The following is an 18262-nucleotide window of genomic DNA, read 5'->3' as shown; positions in this document are numbered from 1 at the left end:
GTGCCGGGCAAGGCGGAGGTGGGCGCGCGACTGGATCATCTGGTCGTGGCGGCCCGCACGCTGGACGAGGGCCGCGCGTGGCTGGAGGGGCGCCTGAACGTGCCCCTGGACCCCGGCGGGGAGCACGTGACCTTCGGCACGCACAACCTGCTGCTGTCGCTGGGCACCGCGTACCTGGAGGTGATCGCCGTGAACCCCGCCGCGCCCCGGCCCGCCCGGCCCCGCTGGTTCACGCTGGACACGCCCGGGATGCAGGTGCGTCTGGCTGACGGCCCGGCGCTGATTCACTGGGTGGCGGCGCTGCCCGCCCCGCCCGCCTCCCCGGACGCCCTGGCCCTCTCGCGCGGAGAGGCCCGCTGGACGCTGACCGTGCCCGCGGACGGCCACCTGCCCATGGACGGCGTGGCGCCCTCTCTCATCCACTGGACCACCGACCCGCCCCCCCGGCGCCTGCCGGACCGGGGTGTGCGACTGGACCACTTGCACCTGCTGACCCCCCGGCCGGACGCCCTGCGCCGGCAGCTGGACGCCCTGCATTTCGAGGGCGAGGTGGAGGTGCGGGAGGCGCCCCAGACGGAACTGCGCGCCCGGCTGCTCACGCCGCACGGCCCGGTGGACCTGTGACAGCGGGCCCGTGCGGCGGGTGGGTGGGGGTGCCGGTGGACCATACCACTCTGGTACAGTGAGGGTCTGAACTCACCGGAGTCTCAGGAGAGTCCCATCCGCGCCGACCGCGCGGGCACTGACGGAGGGCACAGGGTTCTGGACACGCGCACCGCTCGGACACGGACGTTCCGCCGGCCACGTTTCACGCAGCGCGTGGGCGGGGCCTTCCGCCAGTACCTCCAGCAGGACACCCCGGAGGAAGAAGCGCGGCTGCTGCACCGCATGTTCGTGATCACGGCCGCGATCATGTTCATCGGGTCGGCCGCTGCCCTGTGGGTGCAGGCGCCCAACTACGACCCGCTGGACCTGCGGGCCCTGCCGGCCGTGGCCGCCGTGAACCTGCTGCTGATTCCGGCCGTGCTGATGGGCCGCCTGGACCCCCGGCCCGCCTTCCTCGCCAGTTACGCCGTGGACGCCCTGTACCTGCTCTCCGCGTACGCGCATCAGTACGAGGTGTTCGCCCCGCTGTACGGGCTGCTCAGCCAGAACACCTACTGGTTCCCGGCCCTGTACGTGGGGGCGTTCCTGATCTTCCCGCATGCCCTGGCCCGCTACCTCACGCAGACGCTGCTGGCCCTGACCGTGCTGATCACCGCCGTGCAACTGGGCCGCAACCCTACCCTGCTGAACCACCGCGACCTGATCGGCAGCGTCACGCAGTTCCTGCTGGTCAGCATGGTGCTGCAGGTCATGCTGATCCGCTTCGGCGCCATGCGCGACCGCCTGAGCGCCATGCAGACCGCCGCCTACCGCGACGCCCTGACCGGCGCGTACAACCGCCGCTACGCCGAGGAACACCTCGCGTCCCTGCAGGCCAGCCACACCCCCTACAGCCTGATCCTGATGGACCTCGACCACTTCAAGAGCGTGAACGACCAGCACGGACACGCCGTGGGCGACGGGGTGCTGGTGGGCGTCACCCGCCTGACCCGCAACGTCCTGCCGGAGGGCGGCATGGTGGCCCGCTGGGGCGGGGAGGAATTCCTGATCCTGCTGCCGCAGCGCAGCGAGGAGGACCTGCGCCACTTCATCGGCACGCTGCGCGAGCAGTACCAGACGCTGCACGTGGGCCCGCTGCTGGGCGTGACCGCCTGCTTCGGCGTGGCGCACGGCGGCCCGGACGAGACGCCCGAAAGCGTGCTCGCCCGCGCGGACGCCGCCATGTACCTCGCGAAGAACGGCGGCCGCGACGACCTGCGCTTCGCCGGGCACCGCGGGGCCCGGACCCGGTCCCGCAATCCCACCCTGACCGACCTGCCCGTGCGCTGAGGCTCCTCATCTCTTGGCGGGACGGCCGTGCAGCAGCGCTGCCGCTACCAGGCCGGCCAGGAACCCGAACAGGTGCGCCTCCCACGACACCCAGGGGCTGCCCGGCAGCACGCCCCACAGCAGCCCGCCGTACAACAGGAAGGTCAGCACGGCGACCCCGATGGCCGCCGGGGTGCGTTCCCACCACCCCACGCCCAGCAGGTACCCCAGGTAGCCGAACACCAGCAGGCTGGCGCCCAGGTGCAGGCTGCCGCCCCGCGCGAAAAGCCACACCAGCCCGCCCCCCAGCACCACGATCAGCAGCGTGGCGCCCAGGAAGCGCCACAGGTTCCGCACGGCACTCAGGAACGCCAGCACCGCCAGCGGCACCGTGTTCGCCACGAGGTGCCCCAGCCCGCCGTGCAGGAACGGAGCGGTGAACACGTGCCAGAAGGTGTCCGCGTCCCGCGGGCGGATGCCCAGCGAGTCCAGCCGCCCGCCGAACGCGAACAGGTCCACCAGTTCCTGCGCCCACAAACCCGCGATCAGGCCCAGGGTGGTCACGGCCGCGCCCGTCACGTTGCGGCGGGTCTGGCTGACTGGGACGTCCGGGGCGCGGCGCATGCCCCAGTCTGCCCCAGCCACGCTCAGGCGCGCGTGAGGGCCGCCTCAACCCGCGCGTGGACCTCCCGGGCGGCCTCCTCCAGGTTCAGCAGGGTCGCCTCTCCGGTCGCCCGGACCTTCAGCTCCGCCTCGCCGCGCTCCACGCCGCGGCCCAGCGTGACCCGCAGCGGAATGCCGGTCAGGTCCGCGTCCGCGAACTTCGCCCCGGCGCGGCCCGGCCGGTCATCCAGCAGCGCGTCCACGCCGAGGGCGCGCAGCTGCGCGTACAGCGCCTCGGCGGCCTGCAGCTGCGCCTCGTTCTCCACGTCCACCACGGTCAGCAGCACGTCGTGCGGGGCGATCACGGCCGGCCACACCAGCCCCCGCCCGTCCGCGCACTGCTCGGCCACCGCCTGCGCCAGCCGCGTCACCCCGATGCCGTAACAGCCCATCTGGAACGGCCGTTCGGCCCCGTCCGCCGCCGCGAAGGTGGCCCCCATCGCCTGCGCGTACCGGGTACCGAGCTGGAAGATGTGGCCCATCTCGATGCCCCGCGCGGAGTGCAGCCGCTGCGCCGGGTCGTGCCGGCTCGCCTCGCCCGCCTGCGCCTGCCGGACGTCCACCACCTCCGTGCGCGGGAAGGTGTCGCCCCAGTTCGCGCCGGTCACGTGCCAGTCGGACTCGTTGGCCCCGGTCGTGAAGTCCCGGCACTCGGCGGCGGCCTCGTCACACAGGCGCAGGAACGCCCCGTGCACGCCGTCCCGCGCGGCAATCACTCCGTCCGGCAGGTCCGGCGCCACGTACCCCAGCGGCAGGGCGCCCGCCGCCCAGGCCGCCGTGTCGGCCACGTCCAGCCGCACCAGCGTGCCCGGCACGCACGCCTGCACGGCGTTCCACAGCTTCACGCCGTTCACCTGATGGTCCCCGCGCACGCTCACCAGCACCGGCGTGAGCCGGCCGTCCGCCGTGACCGCGTTGTACAGGACGTTCTTCACCATATGCGCCGCCTCGCAGCCCAGCACTGCACACGCGGCCGCCACGGTCGGCGTGCCCGGCGTGTGATGCCGCACGAAGGCGCGGAACGGACTCGGCGGCGCCGCGGCCGCCCGCGACACGGCCCGCTCGGCGTTCGCCGCGTACCGGCCGTCCTCCGTGAACAGCACCTCGTCCTCGCCCACGTCCGCCAGCACCATGAACTCCCGCGAGGCACTCCCGCCGATGCTGCCGCTGTCGGCCTCCACCGATCGCCACGCCACCCCCAGCCGCGACAGCACCCGCGCGTACGCCGCGCCCATCGCCTCGTACTGCTCCGCGAGACTCTCCGCGTCCGCGTGGAAGGAGTACGCATCCTTCATCACGAACTCCCGCGTGCGCAGCAGCCCGAAGCGCGGCCGCAGCTCGTCCCGGAACTTCCGCCCGAACTGGTACACGCTCACCGGCAGGTCCCGGTAACTGCGGACCAGGCCGCGCATCACGTCCACCGCCACTTCCTCGTGCGTCGGCCCCAGCGCGTGCCGGCGCCCCGCGCGGTCCTGCACGGTGAACATGATCCCCTCCGCCTGCGTGTACGCCGCCCAGCGGCCCGACTCCTGCCACAGCCCCTCCGGCTGCAGCACCGGGAAACTCACCTCCTGCGCCAGACCGTCCAGTTCCTCCCGGATCAGCGCCTCCAGCTTCTGCACCACCCGGTGCATCAGCGGCAGGTGAGCGTACAGGCCACTCCCGACCTTGCGCACGTACCCCGCCCGCACCAGCATCTGAATGCCCGGCGTCTCCGCGTCCGCCGGAGCCTCCCGCCACGTCGTGAACAGCGCCCTCGATAACCGCATCTGTATTCCCCCCGTTGTGAATGTCGCCTGGAACAGGTCAGCGGCGCGGCCTGCGCCCGCCCTGACCACCCGTCATGACGTGTTCACACCCCGAAGGGTGGCGGGAGCACGGGCAGGCCCGCGCCAACCCGCAACAGCGGTCTGGGGGTCATCTGCTCGCTCATGCGCGCCAGAGTAGGGGAGAGCAAGGGCGGCGCGCAACCCGGGGAACCTAGCCAGGGCAGAGGGGAAGGGGAGCGGCAGGTCGCCATGACGAGGCGGCGTGACTCTAAAGCAAAAGCGGGTGGGCGGGGGATGTCCCCTGCCCACCCGCCCGCTCCGGTGCGCTTACGCCGTCTGGCGGCGCTTCAGGGCGCCCTGCTCCTGCAGGTACTCGGCGATCTGCACGGCGTTCAGGGCCGCGCCCTTGAGCAGCTGGTCCCCCGCGACGAACAGGTCGATGCCGCCGTCGAACACCAGGCTCTGACGGATGCGCCCGACCTCCACGTCGTACTTCCCGCTGGCGGTGAGCGGCATGGGGTACAGCTTCTCACCGGGGTTGTCGCGCACCTCCACGCCGGGCGCGGCGCTCAGCAGCTCGCGGATCTCGTCGGGCGTGGCGGGCCGCTCCAACTCCAGCGTGATCGCCTCGCTGTGCGTGCGGAGGGTGGGGATGCGCACGGCGGTGCAGCTCACGCGGATGCGGTCGTCACCGATGATCTTGTGCGTCTCCCACGCCACCTTCATCTCCTCCTTGGTGTACCCGTTGTCCTGGAAGACGTCGATGTGCGGAATCACGTTGAACGGGATGGGATGCACGAACTCGGCGTTCGTGGGCTGCCCACCGTCCAGTTGCACGCGGGTCTGCTCTAGCAGTTCGTCCATGCCCTTCTGGCCGGCGCCGCTGGTGGCCTGATAGGTGCTCACGATCATGCGTTTCACGCCGTACTTCCGGTGAATGGGCGCCACCGCCACCACCGCGATGGCGGTCGTGCAGTTCGGGTTGGCGATGATGCCCTGGTGCTTCAGCGCCTCCGGGCCGTTCACCTCCGGCACGACCAGCGGCACGCCCTCGTCGTATCGGAAGGCGCTGCTGTTGTCGATCACCACGCCGCCGCCCTGCGCCCACCTATGCGCCAGGGCCTTGCTGACGCTGCCGCCCGCCGACGCCAGGATCACGTCCGCGTCGATGGTGCCTTCGGGCGTGACCTGCACGGTCAGGTCCTGTCCGCGGAACGGCAGGGTCTTCCCGGCGCTGCGCGGCGAGGCGTACAGCAGCAGTTCATCCAGTTTCAGGCTGGAGCGTTCCAGCACCTGCATCAGTTCGTGACCCACCGCTCCGGTCGCTCCGACAATCGCTACACGCATACGTTCCTCCAGACTCTTCAAGAAGAAACCGCCCGCGCAACTATTGCGGGGCGGCTGCCGTCACGAGACGCCGCCCTAGCGGGGAATAGTCATCGCGCGGCCGGTCATGCGGCCCACACTACGGGCTGCCGGCGGGGGGGTCAAGCCGCCCGTCTGCACCTGCCGTTCACGGACACGCCCGCGCCCGTTCAGGACTTCCGTCCGAACAGGCCCCGCAGGCCCGGCCCGCGGCGCGGAGCCGGCTGCAGGTCCTCCATGCGGATCTCCGCCTCCGGGTGCGGCGCGAGCTCCCAGCCCAGCGGCCCGGCGATCATTCCCCCCAGCCGGCCCGCGGCGTACAGCGCGTGCGCGCGTTCCTCGTCGGGCGTGCAGGCCCTCGGGTCCACGAGGGCCTCCAGCATGGCGCGCAGCGAGTCGTCCTCGCAGGACCACACGCCCGCGCGGAATTCCGCCATCACGCCGTACACCTGAATCCTGACCGGCACCTGCCCTCCTCTGTTCAAACGCCCAGAGGATACCCGCAACCCGGCCCGATTGTCTGGGACGCCCGCCCTGTTTCAGGGGCACGCCCCGCGTCAGTTCAGTGGGGGCCTGACCGGTTCGGCCTTCTCGCCCAGGCGCCGCTCGCTGCCGGCGTGCAGCCGGGCGATGTTCTCCCTGTGCAGGAAGATCAGCATCAGCGCCAGCCCCGAGATCACCGCCACCTGCCACGGCGCGCGCCCCAGCACGGCCACCAGCACGATCGCCGCCGCCGCGCCCAGCACGCTCCCCGCACTCACGAACCGCGTGAGCCACATGGTGAAGATCGCCAGCACGAAGGCCGAGGCGCCCACCAGCGGGTCCAGCGCCGCGATCGTGCCGAAACTCGTCGCCACGCCCTTTCCCCCCCGGAAGCCCAGGAACGGACTGAAGTTGTGCCCCACCACGGCCGCCACCCCGCACGCCGCCGCCCACGGTTCCTCCAGGCCCAGCGCCCGGGCCAGCAGCACCGCCACCGCGCCCTTGGCGATGTCGAAGGCCGCGACCGCCAGCGCCGGGCCCTTCCCCAGGGACCGCAGCACGTTCGTGGCGCCGCTGTTCCCGCTGCCGACCCGGCGGATGTCCACGCCCCGCGCCCGGGTCACCCACGTGGCCGCCGGGACGGACCCCAGCAGGTAAGAGGCGAGCACGGCGAGCACAGCGGTCACGGTCACCCCCGGATTGTACGGGCCGCGCGCCTCACCCCGGCAGTCCACCCGTCCAGGGTGGGTGACGCCCCGCCCAGGTTTGCAATCTGCCGCCGCAGCCGCTAGATTGTCTGCCGCTGGAACGGTGCCCGAGTGGTTGAAGGGGCACGCCTGGAAAGCGTGTGTACGGGCAACCGTACCGAGAGTTCGAATCTCTCCCGTTCCGCCAGCTTGCATGAAGGCGCTCCCCCGCGGAGCGCCCTTCTGCTGTGCCCCCATGCCCGTCCATCCGGGCGGTGCCCGTCTGCACCGCGGCCCTGCGCCGTGGGCCGGTCGTGGCCTATGCTCGGGGCATGAGGCGAGTGACTTGAGGCGCCGCGCGTGAACCACGACATTCCCGTCCTGACCCTGGGCGCGCAGGGCGAGGTGATGGCGCACGCCGTGGACGCCTGCGTGCACTGCGGGTTCTGCCTGCCGGCCTGCCCCACCTACGCCCTGCTGGGCGACGAGATGGACAGCCCCCGCGGCAGGATCGTGCTGATGAAGGAGGTGCTGGAGGGCCACCTGGCCCTGCCGGACGCCGCCCCCCACCTGGACCGCTGCCTGGGCTGCCAGGGCTGCGTGACCGCCTGCCCCAGCGGCGTGCCGTACGGCGAACTGATCACGGCGTTCCGCGGGTGGAGCGAGCCGCAGCGCGCCCGGTCACCGCTGGACCGCGCGAAACGCTGGGCGATCCTCAAGGCCCTGCCCGCCCCGAAGCTGTTCAGCGTGGCCGCGCGCCTCGGGCAGCACGCCAAACCGCTGGCCCCGGTGCTGCCGGCCGCCCTGCGCGGCCCGCTGGACCTGCTGCCCGAGCGCGTGCCCGCCATGCAGCCCAGCCCGGCCGTCACGGCCGCGCGGGGCCAGCGGCGGGGCCGGGTGGCGCTGCTCGCCGGGTGCGCGCAGCAGGCCCTTGCGCCGAACTTCAACGCCGCGACCCTGCGCGTGCTGGCCCGCAACGGTATCGAGGTGGTCATCCCGGACGGCCAGGGCTGCTGCGGCGCCGCGGCGCTGCACACCGGCGCGCGGGACGAGGCCCTGCGGCTGGTCCGGACGAACCTGCGGGCCTTCAACCCGGACGACTACGACGCCATCCTCAGCAACGCCGCCGGGTGCGGCGCGGGCCTCAAGGAGTACCCGGTCGTCCTGCACGGCCTGCCGGACGAGGCCCAGGCCCGCGCCTTCGCGGCGAAGGTGCAGGACATCAGCGAGTACCTGCACGGCCTGCTGCAAGGCGGCATCCTGGAACCCACGCTGCCCGCCCGCACGCCCCTGAAGGTCGCGTACCACGACGCCTGCCACCTCGCGCACGCGCAGGGCGTGAAGGCTGCCCCCCGCGCCCTCCTGCGCGCCATCCCCGGCGTGGACCTCGTGGAGATTCCCGAGGGGGACCTGTGCTGCGGGTCCGCAGGCACCTACAACCTGGAACAGCCGGAGCTGGCTGCGCAGCTGGGCGGACGCAAGGCCCGCAACATCCTGGGCACCGCCCCGGACCTGATCGCCAGCGGAAACATCGGCTGCCACACGCAGATCCAGAGCCACGTGCGCCGGCAGGGGAGCCCGGTGCCGGTCATGCACACGGTCGAGGTGCTGGACCTTGCCTACCGGGGGGAACTCTGATGCCCAGGCCGCCCACCGATGGGCCCGTGGAAAAGCAAGCGCTGACCACCACGTCTGAGGCCCGCAAACCCCGCTCCGACGGCTCGCCCACCAATGCGCTGGCTGCCGACCTGACGCGCCAGCTCGGGCCCCGCAAGGTGCTGCACCAGCTCTCCGAGCGCCTGAACTACCGCTACGACGCCATCCAGTTCGGCGTGACGCCGCTGGCCGTGGTGCTCCCGGAAAGCACCGCCGACGTGGTCGCGGCCGTGAAGGCCGCGCGGGCGGCCGGCGTGCCCGTCGTGGGCCGCGGCGCGGGCAGCGGCCTGAGCGGTGGCAGCGCCCCCATGCAGGAGGCCCTGGTGATCGCCTTCACCCGCATGACCGCCCTGCAGGTGTTCCCGGAGCGGCGCGAGGCGGTCGCGCAGCCCGGAGTGATCACCCTGAAGGTCACCGAGGCCGCCCGGCCGCACGGCCTGATCTACCCCCCGGACCCCGCCAGTTTCCGCACCAGCACCATCGGCGGGAACCTCGCGGAGAACGCCGGCGGACCCATGTGCCTGAAGTACGGCGTGACCGGCGATTACGTCACCGCGCTGGAATTCGTGGACGCCGCCGGCGACGTGCACCGCGTGACTCGCGACGCCTACGACCTCGCCGGGCTGCTGATCGGCTCGGAAGGCACGCTGGGCCTCATCACGGAAGCCACCCTGCGCCTGATTCCTCCGGCGAAGTTCACGCGCACCCTCATGGCGCACTTCGCGGAGGTCGGGCAGGCCGCCGAGGCCGTGAGCGCCGCCATCGCCGCCGGCGCCGTGCCCGCCAAGCTGGAATTCATGGACCGTGCCTGCACGAACGCCATCGAGGATTACCTCCACCTGGGGCTCCCGCGCGACGCGGAGGCCGTGATTCTGGTGGACACCGACGGCAACGACCTGGACACCGTGACTGGCGAACTGGCGCTGGTGGAGCAGGCCTGCGCCGCTGCGGGCGGCGTCACCCGCCTCGCCCGCGACCCGGCCGAGGCGGACGCCCTGTGGCAGGCGCGGCGCAGCATCTCCCCGGCCCTCGGCCGCATCCGCCCGCAGCGCATGAACGAGGACATCGTCGTGCCCCGCAGCGCCCTGCCGGACGTCGTGCGGGAAATCCGGGCGCTGGGCGACGCCAGCGGCTTTCACCTCGTGCAGTTCGGGCACATCGGCGACGGAAACCTGCACCCGAACATCATGTTCGACCCCCGCACCGAATCCCCGCAGGCCGTGCACGACCTCGCGCACCGCATCGCCCTGGTTGCCCTGAGGCACGGCGGGGTGCTCAGCGGCGAGCACGGCATCGGCACCATGAAACGCGACTTCATGACCGACGCCCTCGACCCCGCCACCCTGGACGCCCTGCGGGACGTCAAGCGCGCCCTGGACCCCGCCGGCACCCTCAACCCCGGCAAGATCCTCCCCGACCCCCAGACGCCCGAGGCGCCCCATGCCCATCCTTGACCTGTCCCCCGGCGACCAGACCCTCACCGTGACCGGAGACACCCCCCTCCTCGATGTGTACGCCGCCCTCCCCGCCGGCCTGTACCCCCCCTTCCCACCCGTGGAACTCCCCGGCGGCGTGGGCGGCCTCGTGCAGCGCGGCGGGTTCGGCCAGAACTTCTTCTTCGCAGCCGAGGTGCTGGGCGTCACCTTCCGCGCCCCCAGCGGCCGCGTCATCCGCGCCGGCGGACGCACCGTGAAGAACGTGCAGGGCTACGACCTCACCCGGCCCTTCGTCGGCAGCTTCGGCCTGCTCGGCGAGGCGCTGGACGTCACCCTGCGCCTGCGGCCCGGCGTGCACGCCCGGAACGTCACGCGGCCCGGCACCCTCCAGGACCTCGCCGCGCCCACCGCCCGCTTCGTGTGGCAGGCCGGCGACCGCGTGCACCTGATGCATTTCGGCCACGCGGCCGACGTGCACGCCGCCCTGAACGCCCTCCCCGACGCGGCCGACGTCACCACCCCCACCGACCTGCGCCCCCACTTTCCCCACGGTATGGGCGTCGGCCCCGGCCAGGTCACCGACCGGCGCTTCACCTGGACGGACGGTGGCCCCCCACCTCCCGCGCCCCCCCTCTTCCGGCAACTGGCCGCCAGCCTCTGAATACCCCCCACGCGGCCGCCCAACCGGGACTTTCCTCGCAGACACTTCCCTGACACCCAGGCTTATGCTTGTGCGGTGAAACACAACATCACCCTGATGGCTGCCCTCCTGCTGGGCGCCGCCTCCGCCCAGACCGTGCAGATGCGCCTCCTGGAAACCAGCGACCTGCACACCAGCGCGCTCGGCTACGACTACTACCAGGACAAACCCACCGGTGAGTTCGGCCTGGAGTACACCGCCACCCTCATCAAGAACGCCCGCACCGAGAAACCCAACACCCTCCTCTTCGACAACGGCGACCTGATCCAGGGCAACCCCCTCGGCGACTACGCCGCCCGCATCCAGCCCCTGCGCGACGGCCAGATCCACCCCATGCTCGCCGCCATGAGCCCCCTGCGCTACACCGCCTGGACGCTCGGCAACCACGAATTCAACTACGGCCTCGACTACCTCGACCGCGTCCTCAAAAGCAGCCCCATCCCCGCCGTGAACGCCAACGTCCTCAACATGGACGGCACCAACCGCTTCACCCCCTACCTCATCAAACCCACCATCGTCCGCGACGCCCAGAACCGCCCCTACGTCGTCAACGTCGGCATCATCGGCTTCACCCCGCCCCAGATCGTCAACTGGGACAAAGCCCACCTTGACGGCAAGGTCAAGGTCATGGACATCGTCGAGTCCGCCCGCAAGTTCGTCCCCGAGATGAAAGCCAAAGGCGCCGACGTCATCGTCGCCCTCGCCCACACCGGCATCAACCAGGGCACCTACACCCCCGGCCAGGAACAGGCCGGCGCCGAACTCAGCAAGGTCGACGGCATCGACGCCATCTTCACCGGTCACAGCCACCTCGAATTCCCCAGCGCCACCTTCAAAGACATCCCCGGCGCCGACATCACCAAAGGCACCATCAACGGCAAGGCCGTCGTCATGCCCGGGTTCTGGGGCAACAACCTCGGCATCATCGACCTGACCCTCACCAAAACGAACGGCAAGTGGCAGGTCACCGACCGCACCGGCAGCATCCGCCCCATCTGGGACAAGACCGCCAAGAAAAACACCGTCACCCCCGACCCCATCGTCGCCAAGGCCGTCCAGGCCATGCACCAGGGCACCCTCAACTACGTCCGCGGCAAGGTCGCCGACCTCACCGCCCCCATCACCAGCTACTGGGCCCTCGTACAGGACGACCCCAGCGTCCAGCTCGTCAGCAACGCCCAGACCGCCTACGTGAAGGCCGCCCTCAGCACCACCGAGTACAAGGACCTTCCCGTCCTGTCCGCCGCCGCGCCCTTCAAAGCCGGCGGCCGCGCCGGCGCGTCCTACTACACCGACATTCCCGCCGGCACCCTCGCCATCAAGAATGTCGCCGACCTGTACGTCTACCCCAACACCGTCCAGGCCGTCCTCGTCACTGGCGCCCAGGTCCAGGAATGGCTTGAACGCAGCGCCGGGCAGTTCAAACAGATCGACCCCACCAACAAGGCCCCCCAGGCCCTCGTCGACGAGAGCTTCCCCACCTACAACTTCGACGTCATCGACGGCGTCAGCTACGAGATCGACGTCACCCAGCCCAACCGTTACGACAGCAAAGGCCAGGTCGCCAACCCCGGCGCCCACCGCATCAAGAACCTCACGTACCAGGGTAAACCCATCGACCCCAACCAGAAATTCATCATCGCCACCAACAACTACCGCGCGTCGGGCGGCGGCAGCTTCCCCGGCCTCGACGGCAAGAACATCGTCCTCCAGGCCCCCGACGAAACCCGCCAGGCCCTGATCGGCTACTTCACCACCGAAAAAACCGTGAACCCCACCGCCGACGGCAACTGGAAACTCACCCCCATCCCCGGCGCCACCCTCCTCTACATCAGCAGCCCCACCGCCCAGAAAAGCCTCCCCCAGGGCGCCAAACTCCTGCGCATCCGCGAAGACGGCTTCGCCGAATACCTCATCACCTACTGAAACCATTTAGCGCTGATATCACTAAGCGCCGATAGTTAGCCATGTTGTGCCCCCGCACCTGGGTCCCACAAGGTGCGGGGGCGTTCTCCTTCCAGGAAGCGAGGCCTGCCGAGCGGCAGTACAGCCAACCCGGCCAGGTAGTCCGATGGAAACGAAAAGAAGATGAGTGACACGGCATGGACGTCGTGTCACTCATACCATAACGAAACGAACTCGTTTAGCTCGGATTTTTCTTGACGTCCACCCATACTGGCTTGTAGAAGTGGGTGTTTCCGGTAACCAGATCCTCAACAATGAAGGCAATGCCGTAGCTTCCTTCCTTCGCGAAGGATTGGGTGATGCCGATAGGCGTCCCAGCTGGGACGATTGGTGCGACATTCGTGCGGGTCGGCTCGGCCAGCACAACGGTATTGTCGTATGCCAGTGTGACCACACGCACATCATGCGTAGGTGTACCGACGAGGGACCAGGTAGCTGCCGTTGGGTTCAGGGCTCCGGGCGTGAAGTCAGGCACAACCTGCACGCTCATCTGGTTGCTCAGGCCGGCGATGGATTCATTCTGAATGTCACGGGATATCTGAACAGGCATCTCCTGAATGTTGGCGTTGGCGCCGTCATAGGCAGTGATGCGCATAGTGTAGTTGCCATTCTGAATGTAAGGCTGTCCGTCCATCAGAGCCCCAATGTCGAAGACTCGCTGAATGACGCCGCCCTTACCAACGGGGATGTTATAGGTATAGGGCGCCACAGGGCACTGCTGATTTGCGAGCGCAGTCGCTGGGTCACACACAAAGTCCACACGAAGGCTGGACACGCCGTTGTCATCGCTGGCTTGAATCATGAATGCCGAGTTGCGGGAAATAGTGGGGCGAATGAGGTTGGCATAGGGATCAGTGATGTACGCCGGCATGATGATGCTCAGTGCAGGAGGCTTGTTGTCGCTCACCTGGGTACTCACGGACGTGTTGGCATTCAAGTTGCGGCTGGTACCGTCATTCAGGGTTGCCTGCGCGGTGGCAGTAATGGTGTAGGCGTTGCTAGAAAAGTCCGAGCCAATCAGATCAAGAGGAATGAATGCCTCATAGATTCCGTCGCTGACTTTGATGGCCTGGCCGTAGGTCGTTTTCACGATCTGCCCACGGAAGTCACGCACGTCAATGCGAACATCATTGCCGGCACCGTCCAGGTCAGCCAACGTGAAGGTACTGGTGGACTGGCGGATCTGCACGCGCACCGTGCTGGGGCCAGTCAGCGTGGCTCCCGAATCCGGGCTAAGAATCTGCATGACAGGCGCGGAGACGTTCTGAATCTGCACAGTCTGAGGGGCGCTGGTGCCCGTCAGACCACTGGCAGTGATGGCAATGGCGCGCAGGGTGAGGGCGCCATCCGGGTACTTGGAGGTGTCGATGCTGAAGGTGGCGCTGGGGTTGGTGCTGGTGTAGGTGGTGTTGTCGATGTTGCCCTTGTTGTCGGTCACTTGCAGTACAAGGGTCTTGACGGTGCTGGTCACGGCGAAGTTCCCAGAGATGCTGACACTGAGATTGCCGCTGTAAGGCTGGGTTCCCGTGGTGTTGACCGTGAGCAGCGGGGCTGGTGCTGTCTCGGCTGGGTCGCCTTCCCCACCGCCGGTTGTATTGGCGGAGTTGAAGGTGAAGTTCAGGGCGTTGGCCGTGCTGTTGAACTGCACGGTGACAGGGAGGGCGGTGACGCTCTGGTTGGCGGTGAAGACTTTCGCGAACAGTTCGGCGTCGTTGATGGCGCGGGTGACGCTGCGGTCGCCGGCAGTGGTGCCGGCGTCGTTGTAGTTGCACTGAGCGTAGGGGTCGGCGCCGGCGGCGGCGCAGGTAAAGCCGGCGGGCAGGGTGAACCCGGGGATGGCGACCGTTTCGGTGCGGGTGGCGCCGGTGGTGTCTTTCCAGCTGAGGGTGGCGGTGTTGATGGTGGTGGCGCTGCTGCCGGCCTTGTTGGTGAAGGTGTAGTTCGTGGTGCCGGTGGTGGTGGTGCTGTTGACGGTCACGATCTGGTCGGGGCTGGCGGTGACGTTCACTACGGAGGCGCCGAAGCCCCCGTCACCGGATGTGCAGGCGGTGACGATGAGGGGCAGGGTGAGCAGCAGGAGCTTTTTCATCTTCATTCGGTGTCCTCCGGGGTGGTGGCGTCCTTCAGGGGGGGGTTGCGGATGTAAAAGGTGAGACGTTTCATTCCGGCGAGGAAGTCGACATTCTCCACGATTACACCACGCCATTCTTCAGAAAGTTCATGTATTCCGTTACGTTCTAATGTTCTGGGTTGAATGACGACGGGGGCAAAATTCAGGATGCCTTTCACCCCGGCGCTTGCAAGCGCCTGAGCGGCCTCCTGGGCGTGTTCCGGGGGAACGGCGAGAAAGCCCATGTCCACCTGCTGCTCCTGCACGAACGCGGCGAGTTCGTCGGTGTGCTGCACGGTGAGGTGATGGAAGCGGGTGCCGATCAGGGCGGGGTTGGTGTCGAAGAGGCCCACGTACTGGAACTGGTAGTCGGTGGCGCCGGGGTAGTTGGTGATGGCCTGCCCGAGCCGTCCGAGGCCGACGATCACGACGTTCCAGGTCTGGTTCAGGCCGAGGACGCGCAGGAGTTCGCGGCGCAGGACGTGCACGTTGTACCCGGTGCCGCGCGTGCCGAGCCGTCCGAAGTAGTTCAGGTCCTTGCGCACCTGGAAGGCGGTGACGCCGGCGTGCGCGGCGAGCGCGCCGCTCTTGACCCAGTGGGCGGGGTCGGTGGGGGGTTTGCCTTCAGCGTCGCGCTCCAGGCCTTCGAGGATGCGGAGGTAGGTGACGAGGCGGCTGATGGCGGCGGTGGGCACGTCGGACATCAGCGCACTCGGAAGTGGTCCAGGCCGTTCTCGGTGAGGCGCGATTCGGTGCGGGTCAGGGCGTCGCCGGTGTAGGGGCCGACAGACACGGTGACCTTGCGGCCTTCAGGGGCGTTCACGTTCGGGTCGTAGCCGAGGTCACGCAGCTGCTGCACGAGGGCCTGGGCGCTTTCCACCCGGTCGAAGGCCCCGACCTGCAGGTAGGTGGGCGTGTCGGCGGTGGCGGCCGGAGCCGGGGCGGGCGTGGTGGTCTCGGTGGCGGGGGCGGCCGGCGTGGCCGGGCTGGGCGCGGCGCTGCCCTGGGTGGCGCTGACACCGCGGGGCGGGTACACGAGCGCGCCGGGCAGGGCCCGCTGGATGTCCGTGAGGGCCTCGCGGGCGGCGGTCTCGTCGGCGAAGGGACCGACCTGCGCCACGAAGCCGCTGCCGACGTTGATGGGGTAGACGGTGTACCCGAGCCCGGCGACGGCGGCGGTGCGGGAGCGGACGGCGGCCTCGCTGGGGAAGCTGCCCAGGCTGATGCGGTAGTCGCTGCGCAGCGGCACGCGGCTCTCGCTGGTCGCCACGGCGCCGCCCGCGCGCGGGGGCACGCTGGGCACGGCCGGTTCGGCGGGGGCCGGCGTTTCAGGCAGGGTCTCGGCGCTGGGCACCTCGGCCGCGGGGGGCGTCACGCTCACCGGAGGGGTGATGGTGGTGGTGGGCTGCGTTGCGGCCGGGGCAGGCGCCTCGGCGGGTGCCGGTGTGGGAGCGGGCGTTTCGGTCACGGGTGTGCTGGCCGGCGCGGCCGCTTCGGGAGCGGGGGCCGGGGCCGGCTCCGGTTCAGCCGCGGCCGGAGCCTCGCTTTCCGGCGCTTCGGGGACCGGCTGGACGGGGGCAGCAGCCTCGGCGTCCGGGGTGCTCAGGTCGGAGCCGGGCGCGCTGGGGATGGTGGGCGGTGTCTGCGCGACCACGGCGGCGGGCGCAGGCTCCTTGCGCAGGAGAAGGGTGCCGAAGCCGCCGAGCAGCAGCAGGACCAGCGCGCCGATCATCAGGTCGGGCCAGCGGCGGCCGGCGGCGCGGCCACGGGGGGCGGGGGGTTTCTTGGGGGTGGTTTTGGTGGTTGTCATGGTGTCAGTCTCGGGCGCCGGAGGTCAGGATTTCAGGGCGTCACGGGCGCGGGTGTTGCCCAGGCCGGCGGCCGTGCGGAGGGACACGCGGGCGTCGGCCTCGCGGCCCTGGGCGCGCTGGCTGAGGCCGAGCAGGTACCACGCCTCGGCATTTTTCGCCTGTTCCTGCACGAGGCCCTTCAGGATCGCTTCGGCTTCGGCGTAGCGGGCGCCGGCCAGCAGCGCGGACGCGAGGTTCTGCCGGGCGTTCGCGGTGGGGCTGAACTTCACGCTCTGGGTGAGGGCGTCGATGGCGGCGGCGTAGTCCTTCTGGGCGTAGGCGGTGAGGCCCAGCCACAGGGCAGTGTCGGCGCTGGCCTGCCGGGCCAGGCTGGCCTGGAGGGCCGCGCGGGCCTGCGCGTACGCCTTGGTCTGGTACGCGGCCACGCCCTGGATGTACAGCGCCTGGGCGTGGGTGACCGTGTCGGGTTTGAGGGTCAGGACCAGGGCGGCGTCGTTGCGGGCGGCGTCGTACAGGCCCAGGCCCAGGCGGATGCTGCCCAGGGTCGCGCGGGCGCGGGCGTCCTGCGGGTTGAGGCGCACGGCGCTGAGCGCGGCGTCCTGGGCGCCCTTGCGGTCCCCGCGGGCGAGCAGGTACTCGGCGAGGCGGGCGAATGCGGCGGCGTTGCGGCTGTCGGCGCGGGTCGCGTCCCGGGCGGCGGCCACGGCGCCGGCGGCGTTTCCGCTGGCGGCGAGCAGCCCGGCCTTGTGCAGCAGCAGCCCGCTGCGGGCCGTGCCGCTGCTCATGCGGGGCAGGGCGCTGTCCAGTTCGCGCACGGCGCGGTCCGGGAGGCCCTGCATGACGTAGATGTCGGCGATCAGCTGCGGTACGGCCGGGTCGTTCGGCACGCGGTTCATCAGCGCGTACAGGCCGGGCAGGGCGGTCGCGCCACGCCCGGAGAGGGTCAGGGCCTGCGCCAGGCGGAACTGCACGGCGTTGTCGTTGGGCGCCAGGGCCGCAAGGCTCTCCAGCGTGGTGGTCAGCGCGGCGTAGTCCTTCTTGAAGGCCTGCTCGGCGGCCAGGGCGTCCAGCACCTGCCGGCGGGCCTGCGGGTTGGCGCCGTCGCCGAGGAGCCGGGCGGCTTCGGCGTACCACTTCAGGGCGCCGTCGTGGTCGCCCTGGCGGGTGGCGAGCACGCCCATGTTGTACGGGCCCTCGAAGCGGTCGGGGGCCATGGTCATGAACTGCCCGAGCTCGAACGCGGCGCCCTTCAGGTCATTCTGGGCGTACAGGACGAGCGCCAGCCCGAAGTGCGGTTCGGGGTTCGTGAAGTTCTGGGCGATCAGCGTCTCGAAGCGGGTGCGGGCCAGCGGGAGGTTCCCGGCGCGGTACGCGGCGCGGGCCTGTTCCAGCAGGGCCTGCTGCGCCGCGGTGAGCGGCGTGACGGCCACCGTGACCTTCGCGCCGGGGGCGGCCGGGGTGGTCTGGGCGATCATGGCAGCGGTGGCATTGTTCTGGGCCTGGACGGTGGCGGCGGCGCCCTGGGCGCTTTGCACTGCGCCAGTCAGGTTGGGCGTGCCGATCTGGTTGAGGGTGCCCTGAATGCCCACGGCGGCCGTGGTGTCGATCATGGTCTGCCCGGACGCGGCGCTCAGGCCGAGCATCAGGCCGAGAAAGAGTGTGCGACTGGAGTGAATCACGTTGGGCCTCCTGGGGGGTGCGGAA

15 protein-coding genes and 1 tRNA gene are annotated in these 18262 nt (G+C 70.1%); 7 read left to right on the top strand and 9 right to left on the bottom strand.

The window, feature by feature from the left end; translation table 11 throughout:
* Together DFI_RS09425 and DFI_RS09420 are read left to right on the top strand one after the other, a co-directional pair.
* Complete coding sequence (locus tag DFI_RS09425) at positions 1 to 624, top strand: VOC family protein (RefSeq protein ID WP_027462919.1); 624 nt, start codon at positions 1 to 3, stop codon at positions 622 to 624.
* Positions 625 to 819: 195 nt separating this feature from the next.
* Positions 820 to 1935, top strand: coding sequence for a GGDEF domain-containing protein (locus DFI_RS09420; RefSeq protein WP_051307741.1), 1116 nt, complete (start codon positions 820 to 822; stop codon positions 1933 to 1935).
* A 6-nt stretch (positions 1936 to 1941) separates the two neighbouring features.
* Here DFI_RS09420 and DFI_RS09415 read toward each other — a convergent pair whose 3' ends face one another.
* From DFI_RS09415 to plsY, 5 genes are all read right to left on the bottom strand, one after another.
* The gene (locus DFI_RS09415) at positions 1942 to 2538 is read right to left on the bottom strand and encodes a rhomboid family intramembrane serine protease (protein WP_027462917.1); all 597 of its coding nucleotides are present in this window, start codon (positions 2536 to 2538) and stop codon (positions 1942 to 1944) included.
* A gap of 23 nt (positions 2539 to 2561) precedes the next feature.
* Positions 2562 to 4346 carry a proline--tRNA ligase gene (locus DFI_RS09410; RefSeq protein WP_027462916.1) on the bottom strand — a complete coding sequence of 595 codons (1785 nt, stop codon included), beginning with the start codon at positions 4344 to 4346 and terminating at the stop codon, positions 2562 to 2564.
* Positions 4347 to 4673: 327 nt separating this feature from the next.
* Positions 4674 to 5693 (bottom strand): aspartate-semialdehyde dehydrogenase, encoded by a 1020-nt coding sequence (locus tag DFI_RS09405; RefSeq protein ID WP_027462915.1) that lies wholly within the window; start codon positions 5691 to 5693, stop codon positions 4674 to 4676.
* Between the two features lie 188 nt (positions 5694 to 5881).
* Positions 5882 to 6178: a hypothetical protein gene (locus DFI_RS09400; RefSeq protein ID WP_043778013.1), complete on the bottom strand. Its 297-nt coding sequence runs from the start codon at positions 6176 to 6178 to the stop codon at positions 5882 to 5884.
* Between the two features lie 90 nt (positions 6179 to 6268).
* Entirely contained in the window at positions 6269 to 6886 is a 618-nt protein-coding gene (plsY, locus tag DFI_RS09395) for a glycerol-3-phosphate 1-O-acyltransferase PlsY (protein WP_022801554.1), read from the bottom strand.
* Positions 6887 to 6998: 112 nt separating this feature from the next.
* Here plsY and DFI_RS09390 point away from each other — a divergent pair.
* The 5 genes from DFI_RS09390 (at position 6999) to cpdB (ending at position 12598) form a co-directional block, all read left to right on the top strand.
* Positions 6999 to 7088 (top strand) — tRNA-Ser (locus tag DFI_RS09390).
* 152 nt (positions 7089 to 7240) lie between these two features.
* The gene (glcF, locus tag DFI_RS09385; RefSeq protein ID WP_027462914.1) at positions 7241 to 8518 is read left to right on the top strand and encodes a glycolate oxidase subunit GlcF; all 1278 of its coding nucleotides are present in this window, start codon (positions 7241 to 7243) and stop codon (positions 8516 to 8518) included.
* Entirely contained in the window at positions 8518 to 9990 is a 1473-nt protein-coding gene (locus DFI_RS09380) for an FAD-binding oxidoreductase (protein ID WP_043778009.1), read from the top strand. Before glcF ends, DFI_RS09380 begins: the two co-directional genes overlap by 1 nt.
* Entirely contained in the window at positions 9977 to 10633 is a 657-nt protein-coding gene (locus DFI_RS09375; protein WP_027462912.1) for an FAD-binding oxidoreductase, read from the top strand. The genes DFI_RS09380 and DFI_RS09375 overlap by 14 nt, the downstream gene beginning before the upstream one ends.
* Before the next feature lie 96 nt (positions 10634 to 10729).
* On the top strand, positions 10730 to 12598 hold the full coding sequence (gene cpdB, locus DFI_RS09370) for a 2',3'-cyclic-nucleotide 2'-phosphodiesterase (protein ID WP_043778081.1): 1869 nt from the start codon (positions 10730 to 10732) through the stop codon (positions 12596 to 12598).
* Positions 12599 to 12815: 217 nt separating this feature from the next.
* On the opposite strand, the gene DFI_RS09365 is transcribed toward cpdB, so the two are convergent.
* Genes DFI_RS09365 through DFI_RS09350 form a run of 4 tightly spaced genes read right to left on the bottom strand, consistent with a single transcriptional unit; the run spans position 12816 to position 18237 of the window.
* Positions 12816 to 14726, bottom strand: coding sequence for a hypothetical protein (locus DFI_RS09365; protein ID WP_043778006.1), 1911 nt, complete (start codon positions 14724 to 14726; stop codon positions 12816 to 12818).
* Between the two features lie 2 nt (positions 14727 to 14728).
* Positions 14729 to 15451 (bottom strand): redox-sensing transcriptional repressor Rex, encoded by a 723-nt coding sequence (locus DFI_RS09360; RefSeq protein WP_022801560.1) that lies wholly within the window; start codon positions 15449 to 15451, stop codon positions 14729 to 14731.
* Complete coding sequence (locus DFI_RS09355; protein WP_051307739.1) at positions 15451 to 16557, bottom strand: SPOR domain-containing protein; 1107 nt, start codon at positions 16555 to 16557, stop codon at positions 15451 to 15453. Before DFI_RS09355 ends, DFI_RS09360 begins: the two co-directional genes overlap by 1 nt.
* Positions 16558 to 16581: 24 nt before the next feature.
* Positions 16582 to 18237 carry a tetratricopeptide repeat protein gene (locus DFI_RS09350; RefSeq protein WP_027462909.1) on the bottom strand — a complete coding sequence of 552 codons (1656 nt, stop codon included), beginning with the start codon at positions 18235 to 18237 and terminating at the stop codon, positions 16582 to 16584.
* Positions 18238 to 18262: the final 25 nt, after the last annotated feature.

This window comes from Deinococcus ficus (genome assembly GCF_003444775.1).
Lineage (GTDB): Bacteria > Deinococcota > Deinococci > Deinococcales > Deinococcaceae > Deinococcus > Deinococcus ficus.
This window is presented reverse-complemented; position numbering and strand designations above follow the sequence as displayed.

Excerpts from the sequence above, each read along its gene's own strand:
- DFI_RS09405 (WP_027462915.1), bottom strand. The coding sequence starts at position 5,693 with ATGCGTGTAGCGATTGTCGGAGCGACCGGAGCGGTGGGTCACGAACTG.
- DFI_RS09365 (WP_043778006.1), bottom strand. The coding sequence starts at position 14,726 with ATGAAAAAGCTCCTGCTGCTCACCCTGCCCCTCATCGTCACCGCCTGC.
- cpdB (WP_043778081.1), top strand. The coding sequence starts at position 10,730 with ATGGCTGCCCTCCTGCTGGGCGCCGCCTCCGCCCAGACCGTGCAGATG.
- DFI_RS09410 (WP_027462916.1), bottom strand. The coding sequence starts at position 4,346 with ATGCGGTTATCGAGGGCGCTGTTCACGACGTGGCGGGAGGCTCCGGCG.
- DFI_RS09415 (WP_027462917.1), bottom strand. The coding sequence starts at position 2,538 with ATGCGCCGCGCCCCGGACGTCCCAGTCAGCCAGACCCGCCGCAACGTG.
- DFI_RS09375 (WP_027462912.1), top strand. The coding sequence starts at position 9,977 with ATGCCCATCCTTGACCTGTCCCCCGGCGACCAGACCCTCACCGTGACC.
- DFI_RS09360 (WP_022801560.1), bottom strand. The coding sequence starts at position 15,451 with ATGTCCGACGTGCCCACCGCCGCCATCAGCCGCCTCGTCACCTACCTC.
- DFI_RS09380 (WP_043778009.1), top strand. The coding sequence starts at position 8,518 with ATGCCCAGGCCGCCCACCGATGGGCCCGTGGAAAAGCAAGCGCTGACC.
- DFI_RS09355 (WP_051307739.1), bottom strand. The coding sequence starts at position 16,557 with ATGACAACCACCAAAACCACCCCCAAGAAACCCCCCGCCCCCCGTGGC.